General features: G+C 36.9%; 14 protein-coding genes. 1 reads left to right on the top strand and 13 read right to left on the bottom strand.

Features of this window, described 5'->3' with window-relative positions; all coding sequences use genetic code 11:
• Positions 1-216: 216 nt before the first annotated feature.
• The 3 genes from IGJ04_RS01020 to obgE all read right to left on the bottom strand — a co-directional run bounded on the left by IGJ04_RS01020 (position 217) and on the right by obgE (position 3299).
• Positions 217-1515 carry a PTS sugar transporter subunit IIC gene (locus tag IGJ04_RS01020; RefSeq protein ID WP_002363934.1) on the bottom strand — a complete coding sequence of 433 codons (1299 nt, stop codon included), beginning with the start codon at positions 1513-1515 and terminating at the stop codon, positions 217-219.
• A 26-nt stretch (positions 1516-1541) separates the two neighbouring features.
• Positions 1542-1844, bottom strand: a complete 303-nt coding sequence (locus IGJ04_RS01015) for a hypothetical protein (RefSeq protein ID WP_010817272.1) — start codon at positions 1842-1844, stop codon at positions 1542-1544.
• A gap of 138 nt (positions 1845-1982) precedes the next feature.
• Positions 1983-3299: a GTPase ObgE gene (gene obgE, locus IGJ04_RS01010; RefSeq protein WP_002384537.1), complete on the bottom strand. Its 1317-nt coding sequence runs from the start codon at positions 3297-3299 to the stop codon at positions 1983-1985.
• A 287-nt stretch (positions 3300-3586) separates the two neighbouring features.
• Between obgE and gap the strand changes: the two genes are divergently transcribed.
• Complete coding sequence (gap, locus tag IGJ04_RS01005) at positions 3587-4597, top strand: type I glyceraldehyde-3-phosphate dehydrogenase (RefSeq protein ID WP_438839803.1); 1011 nt, start codon at positions 3587-3589, stop codon at positions 4595-4597.
• A gap of 58 nt (positions 4598-4655) precedes the next feature.
• Here the strand turns inward: gap and IGJ04_RS01000 are convergent, their stop codons facing one another.
• From IGJ04_RS01000 to IGJ04_RS00955, 10 genes are all read right to left on the bottom strand, one after another.
• A complete protein-coding gene (locus IGJ04_RS01000) occupies positions 4656-5849 on the bottom strand; it encodes an MFS transporter (protein WP_438839802.1) in 1194 nt (397 codons plus the stop codon).
• Positions 5825-7147 (bottom strand): radical SAM protein, encoded by a 1323-nt coding sequence (locus tag IGJ04_RS00995; RefSeq protein WP_438839801.1) that lies wholly within the window; start codon positions 7145-7147, stop codon positions 5825-5827. Before IGJ04_RS00995 ends, IGJ04_RS01000 begins: the two co-directional genes overlap by 25 nt.
• 68 nt (positions 7148-7215) lie before the next feature.
• A complete protein-coding gene (locus IGJ04_RS00990; RefSeq protein WP_268258774.1) occupies positions 7216-7350 on the bottom strand; it encodes a hypothetical protein in 135 nt (44 codons plus the stop codon).
• A 171-nt stretch (positions 7351-7521) separates the two neighbouring features.
• Positions 7522-7971, bottom strand: a complete 450-nt coding sequence (fur, locus tag IGJ04_RS00985) for a ferric iron uptake transcriptional regulator (protein ID WP_438839800.1) — start codon at positions 7969-7971, stop codon at positions 7522-7524.
• A 115-nt stretch (positions 7972-8086) separates the two neighbouring features.
• On the bottom strand, positions 8087-8968 hold the full coding sequence (locus IGJ04_RS00980) for a CvfB family protein (protein ID WP_010823669.1): 882 nt from the start codon (positions 8966-8968) through the stop codon (positions 8087-8089).
• Between the two features lie 73 nt (positions 8969-9041).
• Positions 9042-11105: a cell division site-positioning protein MapZ family protein gene (locus tag IGJ04_RS00975; protein WP_438839799.1), complete on the bottom strand. Its 2064-nt coding sequence runs from the start codon at positions 11103-11105 to the stop codon at positions 9042-9044.
• 151 nt (positions 11106-11256) lie between these two features.
• Complete coding sequence (rpoD, locus tag IGJ04_RS00970) at positions 11257-12363, bottom strand: RNA polymerase sigma factor RpoD (RefSeq protein WP_002360364.1); 1107 nt, start codon at positions 12361-12363, stop codon at positions 11257-11259.
• Positions 12364-12470: 107 nt separating this feature from the next.
• Positions 12471-14357 carry a DNA primase gene (dnaG, locus tag IGJ04_RS00965; protein WP_016617302.1) on the bottom strand — a complete coding sequence of 629 codons (1887 nt, stop codon included), beginning with the start codon at positions 14355-14357 and terminating at the stop codon, positions 12471-12473.
• Positions 14358-14673: 316 nt separating this feature from the next.
• Positions 14674-17010, bottom strand: a complete 2337-nt coding sequence (locus IGJ04_RS00960; RefSeq protein ID WP_002357645.1) for a cation-translocating P-type ATPase — start codon at positions 17008-17010, stop codon at positions 14674-14676.
• A gap of 128 nt (positions 17011-17138) precedes the next feature.
• The gene (locus IGJ04_RS00955; RefSeq protein ID WP_002357646.1) at positions 17139-17756 is read right to left on the bottom strand and encodes a lysozyme family protein; all 618 of its coding nucleotides are present in this window, start codon (positions 17754-17756) and stop codon (positions 17139-17141) included.
• Positions 17757-17792: the final 36 nt, after the last annotated feature.

Below are 17792 nucleotides of genomic sequence, written 5' to 3'. Positions count from 1 at the left end.
CCCTTTTCTCTTTTAGTTAACAATAACTTTATTATGTTCACACAAAAGAAAACCATTTTCATTATATATATAATATTTTACACTTTTTTATGCGTTTCTTTTCTCAAAATTTTCTATACATTTCAAAAAAATTGAGAATTTTCATCACCTATAAACAAATAGGTCCAGAACAAAAGGTCATCACCTTTTGTTCTGGACACTAAACGGCTGCACTCTTTATTCTTCTATTTGTTTGCCTTGCTCTTTGGCAAGCTCATTTTTATCATAAGCTACAAAGAACGGATAGTAAATCAAGATGGCCACTAGAATTAAAACAATATTCAAAACAGCAGCACGCCAATCGCCACCTGTCGCCATAAAGGCGCCAATTGGTCCTGGTAAGGTCCAAGGTGCGGTAAAGACAACTTCACTAACTAAACCTAATTTAGTGGCAAACCAAGCAATCGTTGCTAAAACCATTGGTGCAAAGATAAAAGGAATCATTAAAATCGGATTTAAGACAATCGGTACACCGAAAATAACTGGCTCATTAATATTAAAAATAGACGGTGCTAAAATAGCTTTTCCTAGTTTTGAACCATATTCTGATTTTGCCCGAAAGGCTAATAATATAGCTAAGCCAATTGTGGCTCCAGCACCACCAATCCAAATGAACCATTGGTAAAATGGCTCTGCCGCAATCCGAGGCAATGCTTCGCCAGCTGCTTTAGCAGTCGTGTTTTCCTCTAATAGTTGTAGCCATAGAGGACGCGCCAACGATCCTACGATTGAAGCACCGTGAATCCCAAAGAACCAGAAAAATGTGGTTAAAAAGACTAACAGCAAGACACTCAATAAAGAATCTGCTGCTTGAACTAGTGGTCCTACTAAGTTCCCTACAAATGTGTGCCAATCAAAGCCTAAATAATAAGTGATTGAACCAATCAATAACATGACAATTAACGTCGGCGTCAATGATTCAAATGAACGAGCAACAGCAGGTGGAACGTTATCAGGCATTGTAATTTTGAACTTAGACTTATCTGTTACTCGATAGATTTCGACAGCAATAATTGACGTCACAATCCCGACAAACATCCCTGCACCACCCAAATTAGCCATTGGTAAAACAAACCCAGAAACGCCAGCTGCTTTACTGGCTTCTTCAGGAATCGCTACAGGTACTAATGTTAATAAAAAAGCAATCGTAGCCAAAATCCCTCCAGAGACTTGATCAAGATTATATGATTTCGCTAAACTAGCGCCAATGCCAAAAGTCGCATATAACGCCATAATGTACATTGTCATTCGGTAAGGCAGTAAGATTGTAGCAGCATTACTTGTTAAAAATTGAGTAATGCCCCAAGATTCTGGTAACGGCGGAAACGCAATAATTAGAAAAAAAGAACCGACAATAATTAAAGGTAATGTCGCAATAATTCCATCCCGCACCGCACGTAAATGGCGCTGATTGGCAATTTTAGCCATTGGTCCAGCTAGATGATTTTCAATCCAAACAGTCAGTTTATCTAACATAAATAACACTCTCCTCTGTTTTTCTCTTAAAAAATAACTCCTTTAATCAGCCATAAATAAGAGATAAGCTCTAATAAAATAAGAGAAATTAAAAACAACCAAATAAAACGCTTACAAAAACCTGTTTTCGTTTCAATAAAATAATGACTATACGCTAACGCAAAAGCAATCCCAACAGGCAAAAAAATCATGGCACCAATATTAAACGGCAGATTGAAAGTCCATAATAAAACACTCGGCAACAGGACACCACATAAGAGCCCCATACTAAAAAGAAAACCAGCACTTTTAACTGAAAACTTAGGAACAATTGCTTGATTGTTTTCCATTTCAATTTCGCTCCTTTCGTTTGTTATTTTGTTACATTTAAAATTATAAGCTATTAAAAATATTATTTCAATCTATTCGCTGATTTAATACTAATTTTAAAATAAAAAAACAGTTCACTGAGTGAACTGGTTTTATGCTTATTCGACAAATTCAAATTCAAAATTACCAATCCGAACAATGTCGCCATCTTTCGCGCCACGTGCTCGTAATGCCTCATCGACACCCATACCACGTAATTGACGTGCAAAACGCATTACTGTTTCATCATGATCGAAATTCGTCATTTCAAATAATTTTTCTAATTTTTCACCAGATAAAACCCATGAAGCATCTGGTTCACGATCAATCGTAAATTCTGGACCTTCTGGTTGGAAGCCATAACGAACGGTTTCTTCCTCTACTACTTCATCTTCATATAATGGGAATTCAGGCGTTACTTCCAACAAGTCAGCTGTTGCATTTAATAAAGGTTCAATACCTTTACGAGTAACCCCAGAGATTGGGAAAATAGGTAGCTCATCAGCATACTCATCTGTGCGTTCCTTCGCAAGTTGCTCTTTAAATTTCGCTAAATTCTCTTCTGCTTCAGGCATGTCCATTTTATTGGCAACAATAATTTGAGGTCGCTCCATCAAACGTAAATTGTGTGAAGCCAATTCTTTATTGATTGCCAAATAATCTTCATAAGGATCGCGTCCTTCCATACCACTCATATCAATGACATGTAAAATAACACGCGTCCGTTCAATGTGGCGTAAAAACTGTGTTCCTAAGCCGACACCTTGAGAAGCTCCTTCAATTAAGCCTGGCAAATCTGCTGCAGCGAAGCTTCGACCGTCACTAGTAGTCACCATCCCTAAGTTTGGAACTAACGTCGTAAAATGATAGGCACCAATTTTCGGACGAGCGGACGAGATAACAGAGAGTAACGTTGATTTCCCTACAGAAGGAAACCCAACTAAGCCAACATCTGCTAAAACTTTTAATTCTAATTCGATTTTACGTTCTTGGCCCGGTTCGCCGTTTTCGGCAATTTCTGGTGCAGGGTTTCTTGGGGAAGCAAAGCGAATATTCCCGCGACCACCGCGTCCGCCTTTTGCTACTACTAAGGTCTGACCATTCTCAATTAAATCCCCAATTAAGGCTCCAGTTTCTGCATCACGAACTGTTGTACCTGGTGGAACTTTGACAAGTAAATCTTCTGAACCACGACCGTGCATTCCTTTACTCATACCATTTTCTCCAGGTGTCGCCTTAAAATGACGATTAAACCGGAAATCCATTAATGTGCGTAATCCTTCTTCAACAACTAAAACAACGTCGCCACCGCGACCGCCATCACCACCAGCGGGACCCCCGTCTGGTACATATTTTTCTCTACGGAAAGCAACCATTCCGTCGCCGCCTTTACCAGCTTTGACATCAATCGTCACTTGATCTAAAAACATGGACATATAATTTGTCCTCCTATTCTACTTCTACTATCTTTAATCACCTCAAAAAGCGTGATTCGAAAGTCTTTATTATTGTATCGGGAAAACAACCGTTTGTCTAGCAATTCTAGTTAGTTATCGTTGGAAAAAGCAAAATTTCTCATGAATCTTTCGCTTTCTTTTTGTCGCTTCGCTATCAGTCTTTTGACAAAAAAATTTTAGAGGTTCATACTATAGATAGTTGAAGAAAATCACTTTTTCAGCAAGGGTCCAAAGAAACACAAACATCTAAAGGAGGAATTTTTGTTATGACAGTCAAAGTAGGAATTAACGGTTTTGGAAGAATTGGTCGTTTAGCCTTTCGCCGAATAAAAGAAGTTTCTGATGATATTGAAGTTGTGGCTATCAATGATTTGACTAGCCCAACAATGTTGGCTCACTTATTACAATTTGACTCTACGCATGGCACCTATCCTGGCACCGTGACAGCCACTGAAAATGGCATTGTGGTTGACGGCGAAGAAACCCGTGTCTACGCAGAACCAGATGCAAGTAAAATCCCTTGGGTTAAAGAAAACGGAGTAGACATTGTCCTTGAATGTACAGGTTTTTATACCTCTGAAGAAAAAGCACAAGCTCATTTAGATGCAGGTGTGAAACGTGTGGTTATCTCTGCTCCTGCAGGCGCAATGAAAACAATCGTTTACAACGTCAATGATGATACACTTGATGCCAACGATAAAATCATTTCTGCTGGTTCATGTACGACAAACTGTCTAGCACCGATGGCTTACTTCTTAAATAATGAATTTGGTATTGAAGTTGGTACCATGACAACTGTTCATGCCTACACATCAACACAAATGCTATTAGATGGCCCTGTTCGTGGCGGAAATCTTCGTGCGGCACGCTCTGCTGCAGACAATACTATTCCCCATTCAACTGGTGCTGCTAAATCAATTGGCTTAGTTATTCCAGAACTTAATGGAAAATTACAAGGCCATGCCCAACGTGTTCCCGTTGTGGATGGATCCTTAACAGAATTAGTTAGCATTTTAAAAACAAAAGTAACAGCTGATCAAGTAAATGAAGCAATGAAAAAACACACCATTGATAACCCTTCTTTCGGTTATGATGATCGTGAAATTGTTTCTGGAGACATAATCGGCACGACAGAAGGTTCGATTTTTGACCCAACGCAAACAGAAGTAACGACAGCTGGCGATTTCCAATTAGTGAAAACTGTGGCTTGGTATGACAATGAATATGGTTTTACTTGCCAAATGATTCGCTTATTGGAAAAATTCGCTAATTTATAAAGATTCGTTTGTCAAAAACACCATTTCGCTAATCCAAACAATTAGCGAAATGGTGTTTTTATTTTTCTTTGAATAGTTTGGGTTTTACAAAAGCATAAAGCGGAAACCCAAGACACAACAATATGCCAAAAGAACCGAATGTTCGATTGTAACCGACTTTGTCAATGCTGAAACCAAGTGCTGGATCGCCACCAAAAAAGAGCACATTATCCAACATATTGGAAATAGATAACATGGTGGTTCGATTCTTAGAAGAAATCAGTTGATTCATTTTTTCACTAATCAATGGTTGTAAAAAATTATTGACCGCCAAAACCAGACAAATCAGATAAATCCAATAGTAACTGGAATTTATAACAAGTGTCAACGTTGTACTAACAAAGAGTAAAGTTGTTAGTCTCTTTAGGACATTTTTCTGTAAAAGCTTGAGAATCCGCGATTGATTTCTCAATAAAATAATTGAAAGAATTTTGGCTCCAGCCATGACATAGCCAGTGTGTTTGAGTTTCATACCATTTTCAATTAAAATTGGTGATGCTAAAACAGATAAATTACTCACTAGTAAAATAATCACCGAAGAAAACAAGGCAAGAAACAAAAATAATTGATTTTTTTTAAACGCCGTCAAAAAGCTTGGTTTCGCTTTCTTCGTGTCTGCTTCCTCCTCATTTTCGGAAAGATTTTTCATTTCTGTTAGAAACATCGTGGCTCCAAACATGGTTAAATAAAGCAAGAAAGAACTAAGGAACAACAGCCATGTGTACTTTTCCAATAAAAAAGTTGCCAGAATCACTGTGAAAATAGATAGAAAAATGGTGATGCTTCTGTTTTTAGCCACTACTTTGGCATATTCTTTTTCCAAATTCTTCTGTTTCAAACTATCATACAAAAGTGAGGCATCTGTGCCGCTGATTAAACATGAAGCGACAGAAAAAACAATTTCCGCTAACAGCAAACCATAAAAATGTTGACTAATGTATAACAACAACACAAATAAAATATTTAAAAAATTGCCAATTATCAGATTCTTTTTGCGGCCAAATTTATCTGCTAATAGACCAGAAGGCACTTCTAAAACAGCAATCACGATACTTCCAACGCTGTTAAGCAAACCAATTTCAAAAAAAGATAAGCCTTTTGATAAATAAATTAATGTCATAACAGGCCAAAGAAGAATCAGCGCGCGTAAAATTCGGTTTAAATTGATTAAATGAACATTTTTGTCGTTTAGTTGGTTTGTTTTAATAAACATCTTGGATCGCCTTTCCCAAACATTTTTCCGTTTCTAACCAAGTTAATAGTAGGACACCCACCATTACAAAAATTATTGCAAGTACAAGACAGGCATTTTTCATCTGTAGTTTTTCCATTTCTTAATTCTTTAAGCAGAGTAGAACTATCCCAAATATTCCTTAAACTACTTTCGAAAACATTTCCACATGACATATCTTTTTCAAAAAAAGATATACACGGGTAGCTGTCCCCATTAGGAACTATCTCCAATCGACTATTCCCTGCTTCACACCCATAAGTTAATTGCTGATAAGGTGTGTTAACTACTGAACCGTCTAAATCTTCATAAACACTATAAATCATACACCCTTCTACAGAAAAGTGAAAATTTTCATAATTATTAGACTCTATATATTTTTCTAAACAATCTTGAACATAAATTATTTCTTTAAAACTAGTCCAATCAGAATTCACATCATATTTATATGCTAAAGAAAATTTTTCTACATTATTATTATAACCAAAATCAATAATTTGCTTTAATTCCTCTATACTCTGATCTAAATATACTGAATTTATTCGAATTTTTTTAAATTTAGTAATTTCATATACAGTAGTTTTCCACTTTTCCATATCATGTGACTTTCCCATATACTCTTTATTACGCTCGCTAAAACTTTGAATAGAAAAAATCGGTGTTATATATTTTGATGTTTTTATAAAATCTAATACGCACTTTTTCCAACAAAGACCATTACTAGTTATTGATGTTCTAATTTTTGCGTTTTCAAGCATTTTCAAAAGATTTAAAATATCAAAATATAGCAATGGTTCTCCACCTAAAATAGAAACACTTAGACAGCCACTCTTAACTGCATCATTTATCAATGTAAACCACTCTTCTGCATTTTTTTCATTATAATTTTGATTCAATTTAAATCCTAAAAAACAAAAATTACACTTGAGATTACATTTCAAAGAAGGATATATTGATATTTCAATAGGATATGATAAATAATTTTTGTCTATGTGGTTAATTTCTATAGGTGATAATTCTTCTCCCATGCCCATGCCATCTGTTTCACCTATTAATACGCCTATCTCTAAGAACTGATTTATATCAGGGATATAATCTATATCCAAACTATTATTGATATTATTGATAACTGTTTGGATATTAGAATTACTTCGTAAAAATTCATTTAAAAAGACGTAATCATATTGATTTATTTCATATCGAACAAGATTCCTCTTATCTACAAGTAAGCCTCCAAAAAATTCTTTTCTTAACATAAAATTTTTATTGTCAAAAAACATTTTATACGTCACCTCCAAGTAATAAAAACCCCTGCTTTTTAATTAAAGAAAAAGCAGGGGTTTTATAATTAGATATTTGTTGCCCAAGCATCACCTTTTGCAAAAACAGCTCTACCTAAAACACCATTTTTTTCTTTAGAAGCTTCTGTTTTAGAAATATTGATAATAGATGACTTAACAACTTTTTTATCTGTCTTATTCATATGACACACCTCCTTTTTGTATAGCTCATTATACAAAATATTTTTTTAGTTTATTTTCATTTTAACCAAACCATAAATTAATCTTTTATTAATTATACGATTAATTTACTAAAGAATAACAAAAAATAGCCAACGGCACTTTTTCGTGCTACTGGCTATTTTTTGTTATTCTTATTTTTTACTTTGACAACTTTGACAAATACCATGAAAAGTTAGGCGATGATCTTTGACTAAAAAATGATACCGACTTTCAACAATTTGCTCTACTTCACCAAGCAAGTCTTCTTCCACTTCCTCAATTGTGCCACATTCTAAGCATAACAAATGGTGGTGAAAGTGTTTGGCGCCTTCTTTTCTTAAATCATAGCGAGCTAAACCATCGTTAAAGCTCACTTTATCAACGACTTTTAAGTCTGTTAAAATTTCTAGCGTTCGATAGACTGTTGCTAGACCAATTTCCGGACTTTTTTGTTTTACCAAGAAGTAAATTTCTTCTGCTGATAAATGATCTTTTTCATTTTCCAATAATACAAGTACGGTTGCTTCCCGTTGTGGTGTTAATTTAAAGCCTGATTCATGTAATTGTTTTTTTGTCTTTTTTAAAGCAGCAGTCGAATCCATTATTACAGCTCCTTGTTTAGAATGATTACAAATTAAGAAACTTAATTTATCAATCAAATTAAAATAATTATAAAAGAAATAACTGTAATTTGCAAGATATTCTCAATTAGCTACCTTAATTTTTTTCTTTTGATTGTTCCAACGAGCCAATTAGAATTGTTTTACCATCTTCTTGTTTAATTAATTTTTGTTTCATTAAATGGCCTAAGGCGCGTTTAAATTGCGCTTTACTAATGCCAAAGGTTTGTTTAATTTCATCAGGGCTTGATTTATCGGTGAAAGGAATTTGGTGATCGTTTGCTCTTTCTAAGAAAGTTAGAATCATTAACGCATCATCGCTGATTACTTCATGACTTCTTGGTTTTAATGAAAGATTCAATACGCCGTCCGGCCGCACGCCAATCACACGCCCCACTACTTTTTCACCTAAACGTGGTTCCTGGAATCGTTCAGAAGGATGGATAAATCCAATGTATAAATCATCAGTTAAAATATACGTTCCTGCAAGTTTCAGACGATACACATACCCGGTTAAGTTTTGGTTTTGCATTTCAGCATTCCCACGTTTTGCCATTGCTTTAAAGACTTTTTCATCTGCTAATTCGCCCCAAATGCGGTCTTTACTGTCCACTTTTAAAGTAACCATTACTCGGTCTTCTTTTTTAGGCCAAAGTTCCCGCATAGTTGGTAATTCATCCAACGAAATAACGACATCTTTATCTGGTAAGCCAACATCCACAAAGACACCTAAATCACGTCTCGTTCCTGTGACAGTACCAAAGCCATAGCTACCAATGCGCACAGTAGGAATTGTAGTTGTCAGTGCTGGCTCTTGTTTTTGATTTAAATAACCAAATCCTTCTACAGCCTCTCCTATGGCATGCGTACCTTCTTCTTTTTTTAAACGGAATGTGATGCCATTTTTTTGAACAAAATAAAATTGTTCATTTTCATCGACCACAATGCCGGTAAATGTTGTTGCTAGTAATTCTCTCATTTATCATTAACTCCTCAAGGAAAATCAATCGAACAAAAGATTTCCGCTTTTGTTCGATTGTTTCTATTTTCTTTTATTGCCCTGCATTACGAGAAGCGTTCCCTTTGAACCAACCTGTTTTAGCATTGATTGTAACTAAATACATGTGAACATTTTTCTCTGTAGTGCCTTCTAATAATTTTGATTGATTGTTTGTTGCATAAAGATTGTAGTAACCTTCGCCATTCACAATTTTGGCAGGTTCTAAAGAATATCCGCCAGGAACCACATAGCCACGAGCAATCACTGTGTCTAAGACTTTTTCTTTCACACCTGGTGCCCATGTCCACGCTGGATTGCTACTATCAGCGATATCGGCAGCATCTGGCGCATAAAGCGGACTAGTGTAAACCCCGTCACTGTTCGGCGCCGTGTAGCCATTCGCTTCTGTTTTCGCTGTTTCTTCCTTCTTAGCGTTCTCTTTTTTCGCGGCAGCAGCTTGTTTCGCTTGTTCTTCTGCTTGTTTTGCTTGCTCTGCGGCAGCTTGTTCTTCTGCAATTCTTTTCTGTTCTTCTTCAACCTTGGTTAACGCTTGGTCAGCTGTCGTGACTTGTTTGACCAGTTCTTTTTTCAGCTTATCACTTGTTACTTTATCTACTTCTGCCTTAGCAGCTTGATACGTGTCTCGATTCAGCTGATTGGTAGTTTTTCCATCTTTATAAATGACCTCGACTGCTTTTTTAGCTTTTTGTAATTGGTTGTATTGTTGGTTCGCTTGATCGATTGCTTGGTTCATCAATTGGTCAAATGGATCATTTCCTGTTAATTTCTTTACGGAAATTGGTTGATCAGCCGCTAGAATCGCCGGTTTCAACTCATTGCCATTGACAATCGGGGCCTCAAATAATTGGTTGATTTGTTGAATGGTTTGTTGCTTCTCTTTCAATGTTTGAATTTGTTTATTTAATTGAGAATACTCTTCTGAATCTTTAATTTCCGCGACTTGTTTTGAGAGTTTTTCTGGACTAACAGTCACCATATCTGGTTTAATAAAAACTTGCTCCTTCGTGGTATAAAAGGCTGCTAGTTCATCTTTCAGTGTATCTTTTTTCTTGGTTAGTGCCGCCGCCTCTTGCGCGGCAGCTTTTTGCGTTTGATCATGATACGCCCAAGCACTACCTCCAGCTAATAAAACAACCGCAAGCGCAACAAAAGCCACTTTTTTTGATGGTTTCTTCGGAGCAGGCGCTGGTTGAGTATTCCCAGTTTCATTCATCGGTGGTATCACACCTGAATCTGAAACTTTTTCCTCGGTTGTATCAGCTTCGCTCGGTTCCTCTAGCGACGCTGCACTTGTTAGCCCTTCTTCAGAATCTGAAATGGATTCAGTTGGTGTTTCGGCTTGGGTTAATACTGCCTCACCGCTGTTTTCTAACTCTTGGGTCTCTGCTGTTTCTTCTAATGGATTTTCAGACATTTCTGTATCTGCTCGATGCGCTTGAATATAAGCTTGCAAAGTTTCGTTTGGTGTGACATCTTGATCTTCTATCGGTGGTTGTGAAAAAATTTCTTCTTCAGAAGTAGTAGAGATAACTTCAGTTCCTGAAATCTCTGTTAAAGCTTCCTCTTCTGACTTCACTGTCTCAGATACCTCAGCTGTTTCTGCTTCAACAGTAGTTGTTTCTTCTGTTGTTTCCTCTAAATTAACTGCTTCGTCCGTTGCTAGTTCTTCTTCTGTTGAATGAGTAGGCGTCTCTTCTGTCGCTGGTATCGACTCCTCCACCGAATCATGAGTCTCCTCACTAGCCCCTTCTTGAAGCGATGCTTCTAGACCAGAAACATCCTCTGAATCAGAGCCTATTAAGTTATCTTCTATCGACTCTTCTTTTTTGTCATCATTACTTTCTTCTTCTGGTGATTCGCCAAACAGTTCCATCACATGGCCTAAGCTCATATCTTTTAACTCAGACCATTCAATATTCTCATTTAATTGATCTTCGTGTTGTTCATTTTCCTGTGTTTCAAAATCTATATTTGTTGAAGTCGTTTCCACTTCTTCTTTATCAACTGTTGTGTCAGTTAGTGAATAGCCACATGTTGGGCAGGTCGTTAATTCTGCATCGAATTCGTTCCCGCACTTCGGACATTTTTTTGTCATTCTTCCGCCTCACATTCTGCTAATATTCCATTACTTCTAATTTACCACAACTTGCGCCTTCTTCCAATAACTAGCAATGACATTTAGAGACTTTTTAAAAAACAAAAGCGGCTCTTCTCGCATGCACGAAAAGAGCCGCTAAACGGTATGTTTATTCTAAAAAGTCTTTTAATTGTTTTGAACGAGAAGGATGTCTTAGTTTTCTTAACGCTTTTGCTTCAATTTGACGAATACGTTCGCGAGTGACACCGAAAACTTTTCCGACTTCTTCTAGCGTACGTGTCCGACCATCATCTAAACCAAAACGTAAACGTAAAACATTTTCTTCACGGTCTGTTAAAGTATCCAGAACATCTTCTAGTTGTTCTTTTAACAATTCGTAAGCTGCATGTTCAGCAGGACTTGTAGCATCTTGGTCTTCAATGAAATCACCTAAATGTGAATCATCTTCTTCACCAATTGGTGTTTCTAAAGAGACTGGCTCTTGTGCGATTTTTAGGATTTCACGAACTTTTTCTGTTGGTAAATCCATTTCCGCACCAATTTCTTCTGGCGTTGGTTCTCTACCTAAATCTTGCAATAGTTGGCGTTGAATCCGAATCAATTTATTGATTGTTTCAACCATGTGAACAGGAATTCGAATTGTTCTAGCTTGGTCCGCAATTGCCCGCGTAATCGCTTGACGAATCCACCAAGTAGCATACGTAGAGAATTTGAACCCTTTACGGTAGTCAAATTTTTCAACAGCTTTCATTAAGCCCATATTACCTTCTTGAATTAAATCCAAGAATTGCATACCACGACCTACATATCGTTTGGCAATTGAAACAACCAAACGTAAGTTGGCTTCTGCTAAACGTTGTTTTGCTTCTTGATCGCCTTCTTCAATTTTAAGTGCCAATTCAACTTCTTCTGCGGCAGTTAACAATTGAACGCGCCCAATTTCTTTTAGGTACATACGCACGGGATCATTAATTTTAACACCTGTTGGCGCAGATAAGTCTTCTGCTTGGGCCTTTTCCGCTTCTTTTTCATCTTTTTTCAAGCTATGTTCACTTGGGTCTCCATTTTCATCGACCACGCTGATACCAGCATCTTCAACTTTTTGGATCAATTTTTCCATAGCTTCTGCATCCAAAGTATACGGTGTGGCTAATTGATTCGCTAAATCATCATAAACCACTGTTCCTTTAGGCTTGTTTTCTTTGATAAATGCTGCCACTGCAGCTTCATATTTTTTACTTGTTTCTTTTTCCATGAAAGAAGGCCCCCTTCATTTTTCGGTTCACGCTTGAAATAACTGATAAATCACTGGGACTTATCAAAATAAAATGAACAAAACGCTTAGCTCTATTCATTTATTGCTTAAGTAAATGTTCGTTGAGCTTTAAGCTGTCGAGCCAATTGGATAATCTCCATTGTTAATTCGGCTTCAAGCTGTTGGTTGCCCACTCGTTTTGCTTCTTGCTGTTGAATCTTTTTCTGCTCAATTGCCTCTGCAATACTTGATAAGGCAATTACATGTAATAAATCGGCAACTTCTCGCTCAGAGCTTTCTTCTGATAAATTCTGATACGCAATTTCAATTGCTAATTGTTTGGTTTGATTATCTTGCAAGAAATTAATAAAATCGGCAATGTCGAAACTTTGATGCAGTGTCGCATAACTTTCTAGCAAGAAATATAATTCTTGGTATTCATCATGAGCGAACGAAAAATCTGGCAATTGTTGAATGGTTTGCCGTACTCCTTGTTCATTCATTAAACGAAATAATAAAGAACGTTCTGCTTTTTGAACTTGGGTTAACGGTAACTTGTTCTGTACGTGATTCTCTTCAAAAACAGGTTCTTCCATTGGTGGTGGCATCATTTCATCTTGATAAAATTGTTGCCTTTCTTGCCGTTGGACTGAACGTTGCTCCTGCTTCAATTGATTGAATTGCTCTTCCAAACTATGAACAGAAAGTTGAAATTCCTGAGCAATTTGGTTTAAATAACGATCACGTTCCAAAGGAGATTGAACATTGGTTAACTCCCGTAACAATTCGTTCACATAATCCAATTGTTCTTTTTCGTTATTCATGTTTCTAGTTAACCGATGATAATTCATTTTAAAACTAAAAACTGTTTCTCGGCCATGATTGGCTAAATTTTGAAAAGCTTCTGCGCCATATTTCCGCACATATTCATCAGGATCCAGCTTTTCAGGGATGCTGACAATACTCAAGTCAAAATGACTGTTTTCTTGCAATAATTGAATCGCACGGTTTGTGGCTTGAACACCGGCATTATCGCCATCGTAACAAATAACTACTTCCTTAGCGACCCGCTCCAAACGCCGAATTTGTTCATTGGTCAAACTAGTCCCCATTGAAGCCACCCCACTTTTTACGCCTGATTGCCAAGCAGCGATAACATCCATGAATCCTTCAAAAAGCAATACTGTATTTTCTTTACGAATTTCTTTTCTGGCTCTATCAAAGTTAAACAGCGTTTCTCGCTTATTAAAAAGTGTTGTTTCAGGACTATTCAAGTATTTAGGCATCTCATCTCCTGGAAAATCAGCTGTTTTTAACAAGCGACCAGAAAAGGCGATGACATTGCCTTGGGGATCATTAATTGGAAACATGATTCGTTGATAGAAACGATCCAAAAACGTACCGTTATCTCTTTGGACAAACAGCCCAGAAGGCTCAAAAAGCGTTTCATCCAGTTGTTCATTTTTAAAAACTTGACTTAAGAAATCACGTTTTTGCGGCGCAAATCCAATTTGAAAGGTCTCAATTAGTTCTTGTGTTAACCCCCGCTCTAATAAATAGTTTAATGCGGGTTCGCCAATTTTAGTATTCACTAAAATATGATGGTAAAGTTCTGCGGCTTTACTATGCAGTTGTAACAAACTCCGTCTTTGTTGGTGTTCTGGGGTATCCGCTACTTCACGCGGCTCTGACCAATCAAAGTCCACAGATAAATGTTCCAAATCTGCAACACGTTTCACGGATTCTGGAAAACTAATGCCTTCAATTTCTTGCAAGAAATTAAAAACAGTTCCACCTTTCCCGCAGCCAAAACAGTGAAAAATTTGTTTGTCTTCTGCTACTGAAAATGAAGGGGAACGTTCTTCGTGAAACGGACATAAACCCATATAATTTTTACCGGATTTTTTTAACTGGACATACTGCCCAATAATATCTACTATATTCGTTCGGTGACGAACTTCCTCAATGACTTCCTGAGGAATGCGTTGTGCCATTGTCCTCACCTCCTAAGAATAGCATTGTGCTAACTCATGTGATTGACCGTTTAAAAAACGCACTGTCATTTCAGTGCGAATTCCAATGGACACATTTACACATGATTTATTGTATCACATAATCTCTGTTTTTCAAGTATCTTGTTTCAACTCAACAAAAAAAGAAAGTATCTAGGACAAAAGTCATCCTGACTCCTGCCTCAGACACTAACTCTTAAAATAATCAGTTAAACATCAAGCTTGCTCCGACTTCCTTCAAGATTTAAAGAAGAACTGCATTTCTGGAGACGAATGCTTTTAGCTCAACCTCTGTTTTTTATAAATCTTTAATTGTTTTTCCAGCACGTTTCATTTGTACGAAACCAATTGTTACACGCACCACAATATTAATGGCCATCATAATAAAGAAGAGACCCATTGTTTGCGAAGTTAAGAAACCAATTTCTAAAATGTTGTGGAATAACATAGCTGCTACATAAATACCAATAATGGTACTGAAAACCAAGAAAATGCGTAGTGGATTTAAAGGCAGACATGCTCGAACAACAGCCATACAGCTAATTCCAACTAATAAATAATACATTAACGTCGTGGTATCTAAAGAAGAAAATCCTTGATTTTGTCCAATCAGATAAACAGCAATGATATTCGCTACAACTAAAAGCGCATTAACAGACGCATTTTTCAAAGCCGTTGGTAAAAACTTCCCGACAACTTTTCGTTTGTCCCCTTCGAAAGATAAGAAGAAGGCTGGATATCCTTCAATTGCTAAATCAATCAAGGTCACTTGAATCGGAATGAACGGAAACGCAATGGCCGTTAAGGCACAAATGATTGAGAGAATAAACGAATAAATCGTTTTAATGAAGAAAACGCTGGAAACTCGGGTTACATTATTTACCACACGCCGTCCTTCAAACAAGACATCTGGTAACGTTGTAAAATCAGAATCTAGCAAAACTAGATTAGAAATTTGCCGAGTAGCGCCATCTCCTTCTGCCATAGCGATACTACAATCCGCTTCTCGTAACGCTAAAACATCGTTGACGCCATCGCCGGTCATCGCCACCACATGCTCTGTGTCTTTCAACTCACGTACAATGGTTCGTTTTTGCTGAGGCGATACACGTCCGAACACTGTGTATTGCTGAACCGCTTCACGCACTTCTGCTTCTGTCGTTTTGGTCGACAAATCAATATAAGACTCATAACCGGGTAGCCCAGCACGACGAGCAATATTTGAAACAGTCACCGGATTATCACCAGAAATTACTTTTAAGTCGATTCCTTCTTCTTTTAGATAAGCCAGTGTTTCTTTGGCATTTTGGCGAATTGGATCATCAATTTCTAGAATTGCTAATGGCTCTAAATAAGGCATTTTGGTTTCGTTTAACGGTTGTTGTTCCGCAATGGCTAACATCAAGACGCGATACCCATTCTCTTGTGCTGTAAAAACAGCTTCTGGCAACCGACTATCGTCTACCAAACGCTCAGGAGCCCCTAAATAAACTGTCCCAATTTCTGGAAATTCAATAGCTCCCCATTTTCGTTCAGAAGAAAAAGCCAAGACTTCTTTTGCGCCAAATCGATTGGATACTTCATAATGATCACGAATTGCTTGCATTGTAATATTATTATCCGTACTTTCAGATAGGTAGCTTCCGATAATCTGTGGGAAGAGTTCTTCATATTTGTCATGCAAGATAATCGCCTTTTGCACTTTCATTTTACCTTCTGTAATCGTTCCAGTTTTATCTAAACACAAAGTGTCCACATGGGCCAATGTTTCAATTGAGTACATATCTTGTACTAGAATACGTTTTTTGGCTAACTTAATGACACCTGTTGTCAGCGCAATACTAATTAATAGTACTAATCCTTTTGGTAACATCCCTAACAAAGCAGCTGCAGAAGCAACAACAGATGTTTTAATGCCAGCATCTCTTAACCAAAAAGCTTCAACAAATAAAATAATCCCTAGAGGAATAATCACCCAACTTGTAAATTTAGAGACTTTACGAATCGAATTGACTAACTCTGATTGAATTGGTTTATGCACTTTGGCTTCTTGGGTGATTTTCACAGCATAGTTTTCGGCACCAACGTGGATAACACGGGCATAGGCTTGTCCGCTAACAATGAAACTTCCAGAAAGCAAGGTATCGCCGATTTCCTTTTCAATTAAATCTGATTCACCTGTTAACAACGCTTCATTCGCTTCGACTTTACCGTCAATAACTTCCATATCAGAAGGAACTTGTTCCCCTGCAGAGATAATAACAATATCTTCCATAACTAGTTCTTTTGTATCAATTTCTTGTTGTACGCCATTTCGAACAACATGAACATTTTCTTTTGCCACAATAGATAATTTTTGAACTAAATTACGGGCATGAATTTCTTGGAAAATCCCGATTGACATGTTCACAATAATAATCGCTAAGAAAGCCAGATTGGAATACGCTCCGACAAATAGTAAACAAACAGCGATTGCAAAGTTTAAAAAGTTGAATAACGTCATGACGTTATCAAAAATAATATCTTTTGTAGATTTCGCTACATTTTCCTCATAATTATTTTGAAGGCCTAACTCTTTCTGCTTGGCAACTTCTTCTGTACTTAACCCTTTTTTCAGGTCGACTTTATTCAACATCCAGCTCTTTCCCTACCTTTTCAATTAATCAGTTACATCCCTTCTAGTTTACTTGCATTTTCATGAAACTGCAAGAAAAGCCTAAAAAATTCCTGTAAGTTGAAAGAATTCTTTAGACTTTTCTCGTTTTAATTTAACTTTTCAATAAACCAACGATTCATTTTGACAATTTCCGCATAGAACATATTGCCACCATTTTGATAAAGGTAACCACCATTGTAAACTAACGCTTGCCAACGATAATAACGATATTTCGTATTTTGGTCATTCCCTAGCAACGGTGAAAGGACTTCTCTTGAATATTCTTCTGCTAACTCTGTCGTGTGTTTCCCGCCACGTTCTTTAACAAACTGAATATAATCCAGTCCATAATTATATGCTTGTACGCCTGTCCATTCATCACAGCCAGCTTCTTTTGCTTTCGCTAACGCTTCCGCGAGAAATTTGACGCCATGTGCGATACTTTCTTCTGGTGTTTCAATCACTTCTTGTTGTCCATAAACACTTTCACTGCTCTGCATAATATCGCCAGATTTCCCTTTAGATTCTGTATAGATAATCGCTAAAGCTAATGTTTTGTATTCAGGTATTTTATTTTTTTTGACTTCTGCTTCTACTTGTTTTTCAAAGGTCATTACCGTTTCAACATTTTGATGTATTTTATAGCCAAGATAGCCAAGACCAGCAACTAAACCAACAAACAAAAGTAGCATGATTTTATAAATTATTTTTCTTACTCTACGCATCGAATCATCCAAACTTTTTCTTTTAAGATACGTTCT

This window comes from Enterococcus sp. AZ050, from assembly GCF_051715085.1.
Classification (GTDB): Bacteria; Bacillota; Bacilli; order Lactobacillales; family Enterococcaceae; genus Enterococcus; species Enterococcus faecalis.
The sequence above is the reverse complement of the archived record's forward strand: the minus strand, read 5'-3'. Positions and strand labels throughout refer to the sequence as shown.